General features: G+C 72.2%; 16 protein-coding genes. 7 read left to right on the forward strand and 9 right to left on the reverse strand.

Annotated features, from left to right (window positions below; genetic code table 11):
- Positions 1-31: 31 nt before the first annotated feature.
- Together DFJ66_RS18725 and DFJ66_RS18730 are read right to left on the reverse strand one after the other, a co-directional pair.
- Complete coding sequence (locus tag DFJ66_RS18725; protein ID WP_121231380.1) at positions 32-1219, reverse strand: ROK family transcriptional regulator; 1188 nt, start codon at positions 1217-1219, stop codon at positions 32-34.
- 171 nt (positions 1220-1390) lie between these two features.
- Positions 1391-1861, reverse strand: coding sequence for a MarR family winged helix-turn-helix transcriptional regulator (locus DFJ66_RS18730; RefSeq protein ID WP_147459303.1), 471 nt, complete (start codon positions 1859-1861; stop codon positions 1391-1393).
- 58 nt (positions 1862-1919) lie between these two features.
- Here DFJ66_RS18730 and DFJ66_RS18735 point away from each other — a divergent pair, with 58 nt between their 5' ends.
- Complete coding sequence (locus DFJ66_RS18735) at positions 1920-2774, forward strand: NmrA/HSCARG family protein (protein ID WP_121222795.1); 855 nt, start codon at positions 1920-1922, stop codon at positions 2772-2774.
- Positions 2775-2810: 36 nt separating this feature from the next.
- Here the strand turns inward: DFJ66_RS18735 and nudC are convergent, their stop codons facing one another.
- From nudC to DFJ66_RS18755, 4 genes are all read right to left on the reverse strand, one after another.
- Positions 2811-3758, reverse strand: coding sequence for an NAD(+) diphosphatase (gene nudC / locus DFJ66_RS18740; RefSeq protein ID WP_121222797.1), 948 nt, complete (start codon positions 3756-3758; stop codon positions 2811-2813).
- Positions 3755-5143 (reverse strand): M16 family metallopeptidase, encoded by a 1389-nt coding sequence (locus DFJ66_RS18745; RefSeq protein WP_121222799.1) that lies wholly within the window; start codon positions 5141-5143, stop codon positions 3755-3757. Before DFJ66_RS18745 ends, nudC begins: the two co-directional genes overlap by 4 nt.
- On the reverse strand, positions 5140-6450 hold the full coding sequence (locus tag DFJ66_RS18750) for a M16 family metallopeptidase (RefSeq protein WP_121222801.1): 1311 nt from the start codon (positions 6448-6450) through the stop codon (positions 5140-5142). Before DFJ66_RS18750 ends, DFJ66_RS18745 begins: the two co-directional genes overlap by 4 nt.
- A gap of 201 nt (positions 6451-6651) precedes the next feature.
- The gene (locus DFJ66_RS18755) at positions 6652-8289 is read right to left on the reverse strand and encodes a DUF2207 domain-containing protein (RefSeq protein ID WP_121222803.1); all 1638 of its coding nucleotides are present in this window, start codon (positions 8287-8289) and stop codon (positions 6652-6654) included.
- A gap of 480 nt (positions 8290-8769) precedes the next feature.
- On the opposite strand from DFJ66_RS18755, the gene DFJ66_RS18760 reads away from it, so the two are divergent.
- Positions 8770-9711, forward strand: a complete 942-nt coding sequence (locus DFJ66_RS18760) for a neutral zinc metallopeptidase (RefSeq protein ID WP_246029812.1) — start codon at positions 8770-8772, stop codon at positions 9709-9711.
- A 15-nt stretch (positions 9712-9726) separates the two neighbouring features.
- A complete protein-coding gene (locus tag DFJ66_RS18765; protein ID WP_121222807.1) occupies positions 9727-10626 on the forward strand; it encodes a neutral zinc metallopeptidase in 900 nt (299 codons plus the stop codon).
- Here DFJ66_RS18765 and DFJ66_RS18770 read toward each other — a convergent pair.
- On the reverse strand, positions 10596-11039 hold the full coding sequence (locus DFJ66_RS18770; RefSeq protein ID WP_147459304.1) for a hypothetical protein: 444 nt from the start codon (positions 11037-11039) through the stop codon (positions 10596-10598). The genes DFJ66_RS18765 and DFJ66_RS18770 overlap by 31 nt on opposite strands.
- A 456-nt stretch (positions 11040-11495) precedes the next feature.
- Between DFJ66_RS18770 and DFJ66_RS18775 the strand changes: the two genes are divergently transcribed.
- Entirely contained in the window at positions 11496-12173 is a 678-nt protein-coding gene (locus DFJ66_RS18775) for a response regulator transcription factor (RefSeq protein WP_121222811.1), read from the forward strand.
- Positions 12170-13849 carry an ATP-binding protein gene (locus DFJ66_RS18780; RefSeq protein WP_246029813.1) on the forward strand — a complete coding sequence of 560 codons (1680 nt, stop codon included), beginning with the start codon at positions 12170-12172 and terminating at the stop codon, positions 13847-13849. Before DFJ66_RS18775 ends, DFJ66_RS18780 begins: the two co-directional genes overlap by 4 nt.
- Before the next feature lie 24 nt (positions 13850-13873).
- On the opposite strand, the gene DFJ66_RS18785 is transcribed toward DFJ66_RS18780, so the two are convergent.
- A complete protein-coding gene (locus DFJ66_RS18785; protein WP_121222813.1) occupies positions 13874-14941 on the reverse strand; it encodes a potassium channel family protein in 1068 nt (355 codons plus the stop codon).
- A complete protein-coding gene (locus DFJ66_RS18790) occupies positions 14938-16350 on the reverse strand; it encodes a M20/M25/M40 family metallo-hydrolase (protein ID WP_121222815.1) in 1413 nt (470 codons plus the stop codon). Before DFJ66_RS18790 ends, DFJ66_RS18785 begins: the two co-directional genes overlap by 4 nt.
- Before the next feature lie 59 nt (positions 16351-16409).
- Here DFJ66_RS18790 and DFJ66_RS18795 point away from each other — a divergent pair, with 59 nt between their 5' ends.
- Positions 16410-16790, forward strand: a complete 381-nt coding sequence (locus tag DFJ66_RS18795) for a DoxX family protein (RefSeq protein ID WP_121222817.1) — start codon at positions 16410-16412, stop codon at positions 16788-16790.
- Between the two features lie 190 nt (positions 16791-16980).
- Complete coding sequence (locus DFJ66_RS18800; protein ID WP_121222819.1) at positions 16981-17517, forward strand: hypothetical protein; 537 nt, start codon at positions 16981-16983, stop codon at positions 17515-17517.
- The last annotated feature ends 9 nt before the right edge of the window (positions 17518-17526 follow it).

A 17526-nucleotide genomic window follows, 5' to 3' on the forward strand; every position in this document is an offset into this window, starting at 1 on the left:
TCCGGGCCCGCACCGGCCTCCGGACCCGCCCCTACCCGATCCGGCTGGGAACCCGCTTCACCCCGCCGGCCGCCAGCAGGTCGGCGACCGGCAGCGTCGCCGCCCCGAGCGCCACCGACTCGGGCCCCAGCTCGCACAGCGTGATCGACACCTGCTCGAACGACCGCCGCAACGCGTGGGTCGCGGCCTCCGCCCGGATCGCGTCGAGCAGCCGTTCCCCGAGCAGCAGCCCGGCCCACCCGCCGAGCACCACCAGCGACGGGTTGAACAGGTTGATCAGGTTCCCGATCCCCAACCCGGCGAACCGCGCGGTCTCGGCCAACACCTCCCGGGCCGCGGGCGTGTCGCTACCCACCAGTGCCCGCAACGCGGCCTCCTGCTCCTCCGGCACCCCGTCTTCCAGCGCCCGGTACCGCTCCACCACGCCCGCCGCCCCGATGTAGGCCTCCAGGCACCCCGCCCCACCGCACCGGCACGCTCGACCGTCCAGCGCCACGGTCGTGTGCCCCCACTCCCCCGCACCACCGGACACCCCGCGGTAGGGCACCCCGCCCGCGATGACACTCGCACCCACTCCGGACCCGATCAGCGCGACGACCACGTCGTCCGTCCCGCGCCCGGCACCGAACCACGACTCGGCCTGCCCGAGCGTGTTGGCCCCGTTGTCCAGGTAGAGGGGCAGGTCGGTGCCCGCGCGCAGCATCCGCTCGAACGGCACGCCGTGCCACCCGACGGTCTGCGTGTAGACGACGCCCTGCTCCACCAGTCCCGGCAGCCCGACGCCGACCCCGAGCACGTCGTCCACCCCGGCCTCGGCCAGGCAGGTCTCCAGCCCGACCAGCACCTGCCGCGCGACCTCGTCCGCCGGGTACGCGCCGGGGTCCATCGGGAAGGTCGCCATCGCGAGCCGCCGCAAGGTCAGGTCGAACACCTCGACCAGCACGTGCGTCTCACCGACGTCCACCCCGACCACGGCCGCGAAGGTCGGGTTGACCCGCAACAACACCCGAGGCCGCCCACCGTCCGAGTCGACCTGCCCGGCTTCGACCACGACGCCGTCGTTGATCAGTTCGCCGACGACGTTGCTGACCGACGCCTGGCTCAACCCGGTGATCCCGGCGAGCTCCTGCCGGCTGCGCGGCTGGTCGAAGTACAGCGCGCGCAACACCCGCGCCCGGTTCCCGGCGCGCAGGTCGCGCACGGTCAGCTTGCGGTGCACCGTCACCCCCTCATCCAAGCCGAGTGTCGCCGGTACGTCATGGCGATCTCCCGAGACGGCCCGCGACCAGACCGACCAGGCCACCCGGCACAAGGAGAAGCAGCCCCGCCCATGCGTCCCGAAGACAGCCGCCCCGGCTGCCGACCCGCGGTCACGGCACCGCGCGGCCCGTCAGGGCGCGAACCGCTGGGCGTCCCACTTGCCGTGCGCCTCCAGGAGCTTGCGCCCGATCCGCCGCAGGTCGGCGAGATCGCGCTCGGTCAGCGTCCCCGCGAACTCCTCCGCCACGGCCGCCCGGTAGGCGGGCGCGGTGGTGGACTCCAGCACGGCCTTGCCCTCGTCGGTCAGCGCCGCGTAGACCACCCGCCGGTTCTCCGGCAGTTGCGAGCGCTCCACCCACCCCCGCCGGACGAGCCGCTCGACCAGCCGCGTCACACCGCTCGGGCTCACCGCGAGGAGGTCGGACAGCTCGGACATCGGCAGCCGCCCGTTCATGTCGATCCGGTACAGCGCCTCGTGCTCCAGCAGCGAACACCCGGCCACCGCCTCCACCCGCTCGCCCATCGCGACGCGCACGGCGTCCACACCCTGCTGCACGTACAGCCACGCCAGCAGCGCCTCACTCGGCTCGAAGCGTTCCACGACGACCACCCTACCAACTCGCTTGACAGCGGTACATTTTCAGTGTCAAGCTTTGAGTATGGAAACAACGTTGGTCACCGGCGCCACCGGCGCCCAGGGCGGCGCCGTCGCCCACCTCCTGCTCGACCGCGGCCACCCCGTCCGCGCCCTCACCCGCAACCCGGAAAGCCCTGCCGCGCAACGACTCCGCGAAGCCGGAGCCGAGATCGCCCACGGCGACTTCGACGACCCGGTCTCGCTGAAGGCGGCCCTGCACGGCGTCGGCTCCGTCTTCGCCGTCACCACGCCCTTCGGCACCGACATCGACACCGAGATCCGCCAGGGCCTCGCCCTCGTCGACGCCGCACACGAAGTCGGCCACATCGTCTTCACGTCGGCCTCGAACGCCGACCGCGGCACCGGCATCCCGCACTTCGACAGCAAGTACGTCATCGAAGAACGCCTGGCCGCCGGGCACGTCCCGTGGACGGTCCTCGGTCCCGCCGCGTTCATCGACGACAAGTTCGGCGAATGGACCCTCCAAGGTCTGCGCCAGGGCATCCTCGGCCTGCCCATGCCGTCGGACAAGCCCCTGCACCTGGTCGCCGTCGCCGACATCGCCGCCGTCGCGGTCCTCGCCCTCGAACAGCCGGACCGCTTCACCGGCCGCCGCCTCGACCTCGCCGGCGAAGCCCTCACCCCCGCCGGGATGGCGGCAGCGCTCACCGAGGCGATCGGTCGGCCGATCCGCCACCACCGCCCTTCGCTGGAGGTGGTGGAACGGCACTCGGCCGACCTCGCCGCGATGTTCCGCTACTTCACCGAGGTGGGCACGGACATCGACGTGCCCGCGCTGCACGCCGAACTGCCCGAGATCACCTGGCACCGGTACGCCGACATCGTGCGCACCGTGCCGTGGGGCGACCTGCTCTGACCCACGGCACCGCCCGGGGGCACCAACCCAGCGGCGCTAACCCGCCGCCACCCACGACTGGATCATCCGGTACGCGATCGACGCACCGGGCGCCAGCAGCAGGTCCGGCACACTGCCCGGCTCCGCCAAGGCCTGCCGCACCTCGGCCCGGGTGACCCACTTCGCCTGAGCGATCTCGCCGTCGGCCGGCCGCAACGGCTCGCTCGGATCGCCGATCGCCTCGAAGCCGACCATCAGCGACCGGGGGAACGGCCACGGCTGGCTCCCGAGGTACCGGATCCCGGTCACCTCGACGCCGACCTCCTCGGCGACCTCCCGGGCCACGCACGCCTCCAGCGACTCGCCGGCCTCGACGAACCCGGCCAGCACGGAGTACCGGCCCGCCGGCCAGCCCTCGCCGCGCGCGAGCAGCACCCGGTCGGCGCCATCGTGCACCAGGCAGATCACCGCCGCGTCGGTGCGCGGGTACTCCTCACGGCCACACCGCGAGCACACCCGCGCCCAGCCCGACTTCACCGACTCGGTCGTCCCACCGCACTTCGCGCAGAACGCCGCGGAGCGGTGCCAGTGGAACAGGGCCACGGCGGAGGTGAACAGACCCGCCCCGGCGTCGTCGAGCAGCGCGCCGACCGCCCGCAGGTCGAGCCACTGCGGCTCGTCGGTCAGGTCGGGCAGGAACCACGCCCGGCCAGCCGGCGCGGCCACGTCGGTCTCGTCCGCGGTCGGCACCGCCCAGTAGGCCACGCCGTCCTGCTCGCCGAGCAGGACGGCGGTGTCGGGCGGCCCGTCACCGAGTTCGGTGGCGGGCCGGTCGACCAGCCTCGTGCCCTTGTCGGCCACCAACGCCCGGCCGTGGGTGTCCACGGTGATGAACCGGGCCTTGGGCCACAGCTGGGCGATGCGCTCGGTGTCGCCGCGCAGCGGTTCCCGCCGGTCGACGGTGAACCGCGACAGGGCGGGCAGCTCCACCAGCTCGAAGCTCACGGCAGGGTGACACCACCCAACGACCGCAGCTGCGGCGCGAGCAGGTCCGCGTCGCCCACGAGCACGCCGGTGAACGCGCTCGGCGCGAAGAACTCCAGCGCTACCTCGGCCACCTGCTCGACGGTGACCGCCGCGAGCCGGTCCGGGTGCCCGGTGAACCACTCGATGCCCAGGCCGAGCCCCGCGAGGTTGACCAGGAACGACGCCAGCCCGCCCTGCGACGACGTCGCCGTCAGCAACGACCCGATGGCGTACCGGCGGGCGGTGTCCACCTCGGACTCGGTCGGCGGGACCAGCGCCAGCCGGCCCAGCTCGTAGCGGGTCTCCAGCAGGGCCGCCGCGGTGACCTCGCTGGCCGTGTCGGCGTCCACCAGCAGCGTCGCCCCGCCCGGCGTGAACTCCGGGTGCGAGCGGGCGCTGTAGGTGTAGCCCTTGTCCTCGCGGATGTTCTCGACCAGCCGCGAGGAGAAGAACCCGCCGAACACCAGGTTCGCGATCTGCAACGCCGGGTACCGCGGGTCGGTGCGCACCACGCCGCGCCCGGCGAGCCGGATCTGCGACTGCACCGCGCCCGCGCGCGGCACGAACAGCACGTCACCGCCCTGGACGGGCGGCAGCGGCCGCAGCGACACGGCGGTGCCCTCGCCGGTCCACGAGCCCAGCGCCGCGTCGACCGCGCGCACGGCGGCGTCCGGCTCGACGTCGCCGACCACTACCAGCACGGACCCGCGCGGCAGCACGGCCCGCGCGTGCAGCGCGAGCACGTCCTCGCGCCCGACCTCCGCGACCTCTTCGGCCTCGGGCATCTCCTTGGCGAACGGGTGGTCCCCGTACAGGTGGCGCTGCAGCGCCTCCCGCGCGATCACGTTGGGTTGCGACCGCGCGAGCCGGATGCGCTCCACCAGCCGGGCCCGCTCCCGCTCGACCTCCTCCGCCGGGTAGGTCGCGCCGGTGAGCACGTCCCGGAGCACGTCGAGGACCGTGTCCAGGCCCGACACCAGCGAGTTGCCGGAGAACGCCAGCCGCTCCGGGTCGACGACCGCGTCCAGCTCGCCGCCGACCAGCGCCAGTTCGGTGTCCACGTCCACCCGGCTCCGCGTGGCGGTGCCGGTCAGGATCGTGTTCGCCAGCACCTCGGCCCGCGCGGCGTGCGCGGAGCCGGTGCTGGAGTCGGCCGGGTCCGCGAACGGGATCCGCAGCCGCACCTCCACCAGCGGCACCGACGAGCGGCGCACCGCGATGACCCGCAGCCCGTTGGACAGCTCGACGTCCACCGAGGACAGGTCCGCGGCGGCCCGCTGCTCGCCCAGCTCGGGCAGCGGACGCGGCCCCCGCTCCGTGCGGCCGATCTCCTCGGCGCTGCGGTGCGTCGTCGGGGCGCTCACTCGGTACCTCCGTTGTTCTCGTCGTTCTCCACGTCGCCCGCCGGCTTGAGCAGCAGGACCGCCCGCGAGTCCGCCCGCAGCGCCTTGGCCGCCGCGGCGACGTCCTCGGTGGTGACGGCGGCCAGCTTCTCCGGCAGCTCGTACAGCAGCTCCGCCCGCCCGAACAGCAGCTCCGCCGAGCCGAGTCCGAGGGTGCGGCTGGTCAACCGGTCGTGCTCGCGGTGCATGGTGGACACCCACCGCGCGGTGACCTTCGCCAGTTCCTGCGCCGAAGGTCCTTCCTCCGCCAACCGCAGCAGCTCCTCGTCCACCGCCGCGATCACCCGCTCGGACGGGACGTCCGGCGCGTGGATCGCGGTGATGCTGAACGTGTCCGGGTCGCGTGCCTCCAGCGGGCCGAACAGCCCGCAGCCGGCACCGACGTCGACCACGATCGCGTCCCGGTGCACCAGCCGCTGCTGGAGCCGCGAGCCGTCGCCGTCGGTGAGCACGCCCGCGAGCACCAGGTAGGTGAGGTACCCCTCGACGTCGGCCACCGGGTCCGGGATGCGGTAACCCAGCGCGATGGCCGGCATCGGGGCGTGCGGGTCGGTGTGCTCGGCCCGCAGCTCGCCCTTGGGCGGGGCTTCGGCGAACGACGGCCGCACGGGCACGGGCCGTGCGGGCACGTCGCCGAAGTGCTTCTCCACCAGCGCGCGGGCCGCTTCGGGCGCGAAGTCGCCCGCCACGGTCAGGACCGCGTTGCCCGGCGCGTAGTAGGTGTCGAAGAATGCGGCGCAATCATCCACTGTTGCGTTTTCAAGGTCCGTGAAATCGCCGTAGCCGTTGTGCGCGTTCGGGAACGTCTGGAACAGGACCGGCGGCAGCAGGATCCAGGGGAACCCGCCGTACGGCCGGTTGAGCACGTTGAGCCGGATCTCCTCCTTCACCACGTCGATCTGGTTGCGCAGGTTTTCCTCGGTCAGCTTCGGCGCCCGCATGCGGTCCGCCTCCAGGAACAGCGCCCGCTCCAGCGCGGCGGACGGCAGCACCTGGTAGTAGTCGGTGTAGTCGGGATGCGTGGAACCGTTGAACGTGCCGCCCGAGGACTGCACGTGCCGGAAGTGCGCGAGCTTCTCCAAGCTCTCGCTGCCCTGGAACATCAGGTGCTCGAACAGGTGCGCGAACCCTGTGCGGCCTTCCGGCTCCGAACGGAATCCCACGTCGTAGTGCACGCTCACCCCGACGACCGGAGCGCTCGGGTCTGGGGCGAGCACCACCCGCAGGCCGTTGGGAAGCGTGAACCTGTGCAGTTCGGGTAGCGCCATGGACGCAGCCTACGGGTTTCCACCCCCGTGAGGACCGCAGGTCGCCCGCCCGGACTGCCGCCCGGCGTCAGCCCAGCGCGAACTGCGCGGACACCCGGCTACATCCCTCCGCCCACCGCCCCGATGCCCGTCGGTTCGAGTGGCCGGACGACTAGATTGTCGAACGGGAGTTCGAATCAGCGCAAGATCACGATCGGGTGATCATCGGAGGGAGCGCAGGTGGCCCGCCTGCGCCAGCACCCCGTCCAGCGCGCCCACGAAGTGCGGGAACCGCTGCGCGAACCGGCCCAGGTCGGTCGACCGGTCGGCCTGGCCGAACCAGTACAGCCCCGACCGGCCGCCGGCGAACGTCCCCAGCCAGCGCTCGGTCTCGCCCAGCACGACCGCGTACGGCAGCGACCGCGAGAACACCATCTCCCGGTCCTGCTCCGGGATGTCCGTCGGCGACGCCGTGTGCAGGTAGCCGCGCAGCCCCCGGACGTGCTCCAACAAGGCAGCACCACGCTTGGTGCGCGCCGGCATCCACCGCGCGCCCAGCGCCAGCCCGACCCCCGCGACAGCCACGACGAGCCCGAACAGGGCGGGTCCGGAAATCAGCGCCAATCCCACGGTGCCCACGACACCCAACGCCACCACCGCGAGCCCGACCCACCACCACAAGCTGCGCTCGGCATCCGGACGCCGCACGAACCAGTTACGAGCCACCACGTCCGCATAAAGCTCATCACGCACACGCGTAAGGTCGATCCGCCGGCCGCGCAGCTCCGACAGCAGCACCGAGTCCACGCCGTCGGGTAGGACCGCCTCGTACACGGCACGCTCGTAGCCGGACAACGACGAGTCGGCAGGGTTGCGGCGCGCGAACCGCCAGTCCCGCTCGCCGACCTCCTCGATCCACACGTAGTTGCGCACGGCGAGGTCCACGACGGTCGCGGTCACGTCCACGACATCGACGTGCTCGTCCACCACGGTCCCGACCTGCCCCGGCAGCACACCGTCCGGCGACGCGAACGCAACCCGCCCGGAAGGGTCGGTGACCAGCACGTTCACCGGCCCGACATCGCTGGCGAGCGCTCGGGCGTCCCGGCCGCGCAGGTACCACAGCAGGGCGAGGCCGCCGAGCAGCAGCACGACCAGGCCGCCCAGTCCGATGCCCGTCGCGGGGGTCAGCGCGAACGCCGCGGCCAGGCCGGACGTCTCCTCCACGCGGGCGTTGGCGGGCGCGGCGCCGTCCTGCAACCCGACGGCCACGTCGATACGCTCACCTGCGGGAAGACCGATTTCGGTGGCGCGCACGCCACGGCCGTCGCCGAGGTCGGCGGAGGTGCACGGCTTGGACGTGCCCGGCGCACCGGCCAGGCAGTTCACCGATTTGGGGGCGTCCGGCGTGATGACGGAGACCTTCACCGAGTCCAGGACGGTGTCCCAGCCGCTGGCGGGCTGCCAACGCAACTCCAGCGTGTCACCGATCTTCGCGACCGTTCCCACGACCGTGTACTTGACCGTGGACGTGCCGGAGCGCAGTGCGATCGTCAGTTCGTCTTCGGCGACCGTGGCGGACCCATTGCCCTCTACAGAGGCGTCGGTCACGTCGAACACACGGTCGCGGTTGTCACCGACGGCGATGCGCAGCGGTACTACGCGTTTGGCGGTCTTGCCTTCGGGGACGCTGACGACCTCGGTCACGGTCAGCTTGCCGTCGCGCTCCAGTTTGAGGCGCACGTCGGCGCCGACCGTGCCGGGCAGCCCCACGGGACTGCTCGGCTGCGCCGACGCGGTGCCGGCGAACGAGCACAGCGCGGCGGCGCACAAGATCGCCGCTCCCCAGTTTTTCAACACGGCCGCGGAGAATAGCGGAGCCGCCCTATGCTTCTGTGCTGATTCGGGCATCCGCGATTTGGGGGATCACCAGCGATGACGCAACCACCGCCGCCGGGTGGCTGGCCGCCACCACGACCGGTTGGGCCGCCACCCATGCCCGCTCCGCTGAACCCCCAGCCCACCCGCCCGTGGCCGACCCAGCAGCCGCCGCCCGCACAACAACCCGGCCAGCAGCCGTGGCCGCCTGCCCCCCAGCCGCAGTCCCCCGGTCAGCCGTTCCCGGGTCGGCAGTTCCCCGGGTCGCAGCAGCCGTACCCGCAGTCACCGGCCACGCCGCCGCCCGGGATGCCGCCGATGGGTCCGCCTCCGGGCGCGCCGCAGCCGCCTCCCATGGCCGCGCCGCAGCCGCCGCCCGCCAACTGGGGTCCGCAGCCCGGGTGGGGGCCGCCCGGACAGCCTTACCCACCGCTGCCGCGCAAAAAGAACAACGGACCGCTTGTGGCGGGCGTGGTCATCGGGGTCGTCGTCCTCGGTATCGCGATGATCGGGATCGTGGCCGCGACCAGCAAGCCGAAACGCCTGAACGACTCGGCTTACTCCGGCTACTCGAGCTACACCTACTCGTACCCGACGACGACCACCACGACGGAAACAACCACTACAACGACGACGACCACCACAACGCGGTCGACGCCCACCAGCACCACCAAGGCCGGCCCCAAGGCCGTGATCGCGCTCGGCGACAACCCGATCCACGGCGCCGGCCTGGGCGCGTTCAACATCGACGGCTGCCCGCTGCCCGCCATGAACTACTCGCCGGCGGGCCAGGACACCTTCCTGCGGGCGGCGCTGCCGTGCATCGAGGCCATGTGGAAGCCGTCCTTCCAGAAGGCGAACCTGCCGTACCAGCCCGTGGAACTGGTCATGGTGACCTCGCAGATCACCAACCCGTGCGGTGGCATGGGACCTGACCGGACCGCCATGTACTGCGAAGGCACCATCTATTGGACGCCGAACCACTACGCGAACGAGCAGGGCGCGGCCAACCCCAACCACCCGGGCAAGTACCTGGGCCAGCTCGCGCACGAGTACGGCCACCACATCCAGTGGCTGTCGGGCATCCTCCGCGCGTCGGGCCAGGCGCAGTACGACAAGGGCGGCTGGGACACCCCGGCCGGCCTGGACCTGAACCGGCGCAAGGAGCTCCAGGCGACCTGCTTCGGCGGCATGACGCTGGCCCCGCTGTCACACGGTGCGGTACCCGGCGACGTGATCTCGGTTGCGCTGAGTGACGCCGGGAGCCGGGGCGACTACCCGATCTACCCCAACCGCGACCACGGCGCGCCGGAGCGGAATGCGGCGTGGGTCAACCACGGCTTCAAAAACAACGAGACCAGCGCGTGCAACACTTGGCTCGCGAGCGCGGAGGACGTGAGCTGACCCGACTGGAGGACCGTGCACACGCCTGAGGAGCCCAAGAACAACCCGATGGTGCTCGTCGGCGTGTTCGCGTTGATCGTGGCGTCGGTCCTCGGTCTCGGCTTGGTCAACCAGTGGGACAACGCCCGCAAGATCCCTGGTAGGGCACTTGCGGGTCCTTACACGCCTCCCTCGACCACTACGACGACCGAGGCGCCACGTCCACGCGCGGTGCACCGACTGGGTGACCACCCGTTGCTGACCTCGCCCGTGAAGTTGACGGCGGCGGGGTGCGCGTTGCCGGAGTTCGGGCTGTCCGATGCCGAGCTGTCGGCGTACTACACCGCCGGGGTCGCGTGTTTGGACGAGGCGTGGAAGCCGGCGCTGACACAGACGAACCTGCCGTTCGAGCCGCCTGTTCTGGACGCGTCCCCGGACCTCAAGGAGGGTCCGTGCGGTGCCGCGCCCGCCGAGAGCGAGGCCGTGGCCTACTACTGCAGCCGCAACCGCACCATCTACATGCCGACGAGCCGGCTGCGGGACAACGGCGGTGGTGAACGCCCGGGGATGCACTTGGCGACGTTGGCGCACGAGTACGGGCACCACGTGCAGGCGTTGAGCGGGCTGTTGCGGGCGGCGGACAGCAAGATCTCCGCCGCGGGTGAAGACACCCCGGCCGGGCTGGAGATGTCCCGCCGTATCGAGCTGCAGGCCAACTGCTTCGCGGGGATGTTCCTGACGGCGACGTCCGCGTCGATCGGCGGGGACCTCGCCAGGGAGGCGGCGGACGACTTCCAGTACGCCGTCGAGGAGCCTCCGGAGAAGAACGCGCACGGTAGCCCGCAGAACCAGGGCACGTGGGCGTCTTATGGGTTCGATTCGGGCACTACGACGTCGTGCAACACCTATACGGCATCGGCGGACGCGGTGGCCTGAGGTCTGTGGCGTCCGCCGATGAGGTGGGCGTAGAGGCCGCCGGCCATGCCGCTGAGGCAGGTGAGCAGGACGGCCAGCCGGGTCTCCAGCGGCATCCCGGACGGGGCGCTGGTCGCGGCCTGGACGGTGAGGTCGCCGCTGGTGTCGGCGGGGACCACGACCTCGACGACCTCGCTCTCCTGGTGGCCGCAGCCGTCGAGCCGGGCGGTCCGGGTCTGGTCGCCGACCTTGAGCTCGACCCGGTCGTAGGCGTCACGGCCGCCGCAGGGCGCCGGGGTGACGACGGTGGCGGACGTCCGGTGCGCGGTCGTGGAGCCGGCCGGCCACCAGAACGCGACCGCCGCCGCAATGCCCGCCAGTCCCAGGACCAGCAGGACCAGCGCCCAGCGCACTGGGCTCAGCCGAACCGCCACAGCGTGGATGGTCGCAGACGAGGCGGCTGGTTGTCGCCGTGGCCTGGGGTGTTGCGGACCGTTGATGATCACCCGATCGTGATCTTGACGCATTCGAACACCAGTTCGAAACTGGACCCATGACGAACCGACCAGATCCCACGACCCACCCACCCGTTCCCCGACCACCTGCTTCCCAACCACCCGCTCCCCGCCCACCGGCTCCCTGGCCACCTCTTGCGGGACCACCCGCAGCCCGACCTCTCACCCATCGATCACCCGTTCTCCGCCTTCCCGCTCGTCACCGACCAGCCGGTCCCTGCCACCGCCCAGCCGCTCCCCGTTCCGGCTCGGCGAGACGTCCTCCCCGCGCCGCCCGGGGGCCGTGAGTGCCCGGAGCTGAGCGGTGGCTGAAGAGGTGGGCGGTGCCCGACGTCCACCAAGCCTCCCGGGAACTCGAGCACGCAGAATGAGGAGGTGTCATCTGCTGCCAGGGTGCTGGTGATCGAAGACGCCGAGGCCATCGGTGCCGCAGTCAGCTCGGCGCTGCGCGAGGCCGGCTACCAGGTCCAGGTCCGTCCGGACGGCCGGGACCTGGAGGGCGAGCTGGCGCGGTTCCGCCCGGACCTGGTGGTGTTGGACGTGATGCTGCCGGGGCGGGACGGCTTCATGCTGCTGGAGGTCATCCGGCGCACGACCGGGGCGGGCGTGGTCATGCTGACGGCCCGGGACGGTGTGGCGGACCGGCTGCGCGGGCTGGACCGCGGTGCGGACGACTACGTGGTGAAGCCGTTCGTGCTCGCGGAGCTGGTGGCCCGGGTCAGCGCGGTGCTCCGGCGGCTGGGCCGGACACCGTCGACCGTGCAGATCGGCGACCTCCTGGTGGACGCGGACTCGGCGGTGGTGCTGCGCGGTGACGCGCCGGTGGAGCTAACCGCGACGGAACTGCGGCTGCTGCGCTACCTGGCCGCCCAGCGGGGCCGGGTCGTGGGCAAGACGCAGATCCTGACGGCGGTGTGGGGTTACGAGGACTACGACCCGAATCTGGTCGAGGTCCACGTGAGCGCACTGCGGCGGAAGCTGGAGGAGCACGGACCGCGGCTGCTGCACACGGTGCGGGGGCTGGGGTACGTGCTGCGGGCGGACGAGACGTGAGCCTGCGGACGGTGTCCCTGCGCCGCAGGGTCACCACCTCGGCGATCATCGTCCTCGGCCTCGTGCTGGTCGGCCTGGTGCTGGTGGTGGATGCGACGTTCGCCGCGCAGTCCCGGCGGGACGTCCAGACGGCGTTGGCGGACAAGTACCGCGTGGCGCAGAACATCTTCGTGAAGCAGCCGCGGATACGCGGGCAGGAGGTGGTGGACCGGCTGGAAGGCCGGGGTGTGCAGGCGTACGTGGTGACACCGGACGGCAAGGCGTTCGGTCACCAGGCCGCCGAAGACGTGGCGCACAAGATCACGCGTGAGCTGCCGGACGGGTCGCAGTTGACCTTGTGGGCCGAGTCGTCGGTGATCACCGAGACCCAGGCGCGGTTGCGGCGGTTGCTGCTGCTCGTCGGGTTCGGCGCGCTCGGGGTGACCGCGGTGGCGCTGGTGTGGGTGGTGCGGCGGGCGTTGGCCCCGTTGGACGCGATGACCACGTTGGCCCGGTCGATCGCGAGCGGTGACCGGGGGCATCGGCTCAACCCGTCGCGGACGGACAACGAACTCGGCCGGGCGGCCGCCGCGTTCGACGACATGCTGGACTCGTTGGAGGGATCGGAGGAGCGGACCAAGAGATTCGTGGCGGACGCCGCGCACGAGCTGAGGACGCCGATCGCGGGCGTGCAGGCCGTGTCGGAGGCGTTGATGCAGACGGGCAGTGCCGAGGACCGGGAGCGGCTGAACCTGCTGCTGGTGCGGGAGTCCCGCCGAGCCGGGCGGCTCGTGGACGACCTGCTGGCGCTGGCGCGGATCGAGGCGGGCCTGGAGCTGCACCGGGAGCGCGTCGACCTGCTCGCCCTGGCGGAAGCCGAGGTGGGGCGCACCAGGCTGGTCGCGCCGGACTTCGACATCGCCGCGTCCGGCACGTCGGCACACGTGTGGGGCGATCCGCAGCGGTTGGCGCAGGTGTTGGCGAACCTGGCCGACAACGCCCGCCAGGCGACGGGCCCGTCGGGCGTGGTGCGGCTGCACGTGTGGTCGACGGGCGGCTACGCGTTGCTGGCGGTCGCCGACGACGGGCCGGGTGTCCCGCCGGAGGAACGGGAACGCATCTTCGACCGCCTGGTCCGCCTGGACGAGGCGCGGGACCGCCGGTCCGGCGGCTCGGGCTTGGGGCTGCCGATCGCTCGGGGTGTGGTGCGGGCGCACGGCGGCGAACTGACCTGCATCGAGCCGACGACCCCGACGCCATCGCACCCACCAACCCCGCACCCCTCCGCCGACCCGCTCACCGGCACCACCGCACCGACGACGAACGGACCGACCGAGGCAGGACGACCGACCGAGGCAGAGCCGGCCCGGGCCGGCGGCTCGCCGGAGGCTGGCGGCTCGCCCGGGGCTGGCGGCTCGCCTGAGGCGGGACCGGTCGGGGCGGACGGGCGGCCTGCGGTGGGCGGACCGGCTTGGGCGGATGGGCCGGGCGGCTCGGCTGGGCTTGCTGGGCCCGCGGGAACCGGTGGACCCGCGGAAACCGGTGGGCCGGCGGCGGGCAGGCTCGCCGGCGTGGGTGGTGCGAACGAGGTCGGGGTTGGTGAGGAGGGTGTTGTGGGGGGTGGTGTGTTGGCGGGGCTTGGGGGTGTGGGGCTTGGTGGGGCGGTGTTTTTGTTGCAGTTGCCGCTTGCTGAGTGAGGTGGGGCGGCGGCGGGGGTGGGGTCAGGCTTCTTTGGGTGGGGTTACCTTCTTGACGTACAGGAGGCGGTCGCCGGCTTCTACCGCGTCTGCTTCCGGGGCGTCTACCCGGTAGAGGGTTCCGGCCCGTACTACGCCCAGGACGATGTCCGGCAGGTGGCGGGGGGAGCCGCCGATTTCCGACGGTTCTACGTCTCGTTCGGCGATGGCCAGGCCGGCGTCCGGGGTGAGCAGGTCCTCGACCATGTCGACCACGGACGGGGTCGCGGTGGCCATGCCCAGGAGGCGGCCGGCGGTTTCGCTCGACACGACTACCGAGTCGGCGCCGGATTGGCGGAGGAGGTGTTCGTTCTCTCGCTCGCGGACCGAGGCCACGATCTGGGCCTTCGGGGCCAGCTCGCGCGCGGTGAGGGTGACCAGGACGGCTGTGTCGTCGCGGTTCGCTGCCACCACCACCGCGCGGGCCCTGGGGACGCCTGCCACGCGGAGCACGTCGTTGCTGGTGCCGGTGCCGTGGACGGTCACGAGGCCGATCGCCGACGCCGCGTCCAAGGCCTCCTGGGCGGTGTCCACCACGACGATCGAGCCCGGCTCGATGCCGTCGCCGAGGAGGGCGCTGACCGCCGACCGTCCCTTCGTGCCGTAGCCGACTACGACCACGTGGTCGCGCACCTTGGTCCTCCACTTCTGGATGCGCAGCGCCTGGCGCGAGCGTTCCGTGAGCACTTCTAGGGTCGTGCCGACCAGGACGATCAGGAACAGCACCCGCAGCGGGGTGATGACCAGGACGTTCACCAGGCGTGCGGACGAGCTGGCGGGCGTGATGTCGCCGTAGCCGGTGGTCGAGAGGGACACCGTGGCGTAGTAGAACGCGTCCAGGAAGGACAGGCCGTCCCCGTTGACGTCGCGGTAGCCGTCGCGGTCCAGGTAGACGATGAGCACGGCGGCGAACAGGGCGGCCAGGGCCCCGATCACGCGTTTCATGATCGCTCGCGTCGGGCTCTGCACGACGTCGGGCATCTTGATCACGCCGACGAGCGAGTGGCCCGGTCGTTCGGCCAACGGCTGGCTCGCGTGGAACCGGCGGATCATGACACCCTTCCCGGGAGCAGCCGCCACAGGCGGGCGGCGGCCTCGGCGCCGCGCAGCAACTGGGGCACGACGACGCGCTCGTTGGGCGCGTGGATCCGATCATCCGGCAAGGTCGCCCCGAGGTACACGACCGGCACGCCGATGCGCTGGTGCAGCAGCGCCGCCGGGCCGCTGCCGCCGGTCCGGCTGTAGCGGACGGGCTGCTCGAACGCCGCCTCGAAGACTTCCCGCAGGGCACCCACGGCCGGGTGGGTCACGTCGACCGCGTAGGGCGGGGCGCCGTCGCCGGCGGGCAGGACCTCGGCGTGCAGGCCGGCGGGGGTGTGTTCGGCGACGAAGTCGCGCAGTGCGCGGGCGACCTGGTCCGGGTCCTGGTCGGGGACCAGGCGGAAGGACAGCTTGATGCGGGCTTCGGCGGGGACGATGGTCTTCAGGCCGGGGCCGCCGTAGCCGCTGTGGATGCCGTTGACCTCGGCGGTCGGGCGGACCCACACCCGTTCGAGGGTGGACCAGCCCTCCTCGCCGGTCAGCGCCTGGGCGCCGCCCGAGTTCGCCAGCCAGGTCGCCTCGTCGAAGGGCAGGGCCGCGTAGTCGGCGCGTTCGGCGTCGGTCGGTTCGACGACGTCGGCGTAGAAGTCGCGGAGCGTGACGCGTCCCTTGTCGTCGTGCAAGGCCGCGACCAGGCGGGCGGCGGCGGTGGCCGGGTTGGGCACGCTGCCGCCGGCGCGGCCGGAGTGCACGTCGGAGGTGCCGCCGGTGAGGACGATCTCCGCCCCGTACACGCCGCGCTGGCCGGTGCAGATGGTGGGCGCGTCGCGCGCGTAGACCGGGGTGTCGGTGAACACGACCAGGTCGCACGCCAGTTCGGCGCGGTGGTCGTCGATCAGGCGCAGCAGGTGCGGCGAGCCGGACTCCTCCTCGCCCTCGACGAAGAGCTTGAGCGTCACCGACGGGCGGTCCGTCCCGAGGGCCGCGAGGTGCGCCTTGACGGCGAGCAGGTGCATCGCGACCTGGCCCTTGTCGTCGCTGGCGCCGCGCCCGAACAGTTCCTCGCCGACGACGGTCGCCTCGAACGGCGGGTGGTCCCACTGCTCGACCGGGTCGACCGGCTGCACGTCGTGGTGCCCGTAGACCAGCACGGTCGGCGCGTCCGGGTCGGCCGCCGGCCAGCACGCGTAGACCGCGGGCAGGGCCGGGCCGGTGTCCCACACCCGCACGTCCGGCCACCCGTCGCGGCGCAGCGCGTCGGCGAGCCAGTGGGCGGATCTGCCCACGTCACCGTGGTGGGCGGGGTCGGCGCCGATCGACGGGATCGCGATCCACTCGCGCAGGTCGGCCACGAAGTCGTCGGCGAGCGCGGCCACCGCCGCGCGCTCGGGATGTTCCGGATTTTCGGGATCACCGCTCACGGTGCGGGAGGATAACCCTGGGCGGGCCGGCGGGCGGGAGGCATGACAGGGTGGGTGCCATGGAACCCACTCGTTCCCGTTCGCGGTCGGCCCTCGCCCTGGCCGCGCTCCTCGGCGCCGCGGGTGTCACGCACTTCGCCAAGCCGAAGCCGTACGACGCGATCATCCCGCGTTCCCTGCCGGGCAAGCCCCGGACCTGGACCTACGCGTCCGGGGTCGCGGAGGTGGCGTTGGCGGCGGCGGTCGCGGCACCGCGCACGCGGCGTTGGGGCGGTCTGCTCGCGGCGGCTTTCTTCGCGGCGGTGTTCCCGGCGAACGTGAAGATGGCTTACGAGTACCGGACGAAGTCGCCCAAGGTGCGGGCGATCGCGTACGGGCGGCTGCCGCTGCAGCTGCCGCTGGTGCTGTGGGCGCTAAGGGTGCGTCGCGGCGCGTCCTGACCGGCGCAGCCCGCCCCGAGTGGCGCAGCCCGCCCGAGTGGCGCGGTGCGTCCTGGGCGGGCTGAAGATCGGCTGAAGCCGATCAGGTCGAGGCGTCTCACATCGTGCCTGATCACTCTGGGCGTTGGGTTCGACACCCAGAGCGCCCGAGGACTGTCATTGAAACCGCAACCAGCCCTAGGATGCCCGAGTGCAACCGCTCCTCCACCCTGCCGCGTCGGCACTCGGTTGGCGCGGCATCGTCGTACCCGACGTCGCCGTGCTGGGACACCAGGTGTCGGCGGTCGTGCGGGTCCGTGCCGACGTGCACGAGTGGCGCAGCGCGAACGGTTGGCCGCCCCAGGCCGACCCGTCGTGGTTCCGGTCCTGGTTCGAGCCGGCCGCGCACGACCGCCTGCCCGTGCCCGCGGTGGAGCTGGTCGGCGTCCTGGTGGGCGAGTCGACGGTGGACCGCGCGCTCCAGTCGTGCGGGACGCTGATGACGCTCGCGCCGTGCTCGGTGGTGCTGCCCGCGCCGCAGGGGTCGCGGTCGTGGCCGCTGATCGAGTTGGACTACTACGGCATCGGCGTAGTAGCGGTGGACGAGGCTGGGGCGGCGGAGCTGCTGGTGCCGCCGGAGGACCGGTCGACCGAGTTCGGGCCGTCGCTGTTCGGGCGGTGGCTGCTGGAGGTCTTGTACGACCGGGTGTTGAAGGAAGTGCCGGCCCACGCCCGCGTGAACAGCTAACTGCGGGAG

This window comes from Saccharothrix variisporea, from assembly GCF_003634995.1.
In the GTDB taxonomy this organism is placed as follows: Bacteria; Actinomycetota; Actinomycetes; order Mycobacteriales; family Pseudonocardiaceae; genus Actinosynnema; species Actinosynnema variisporeum.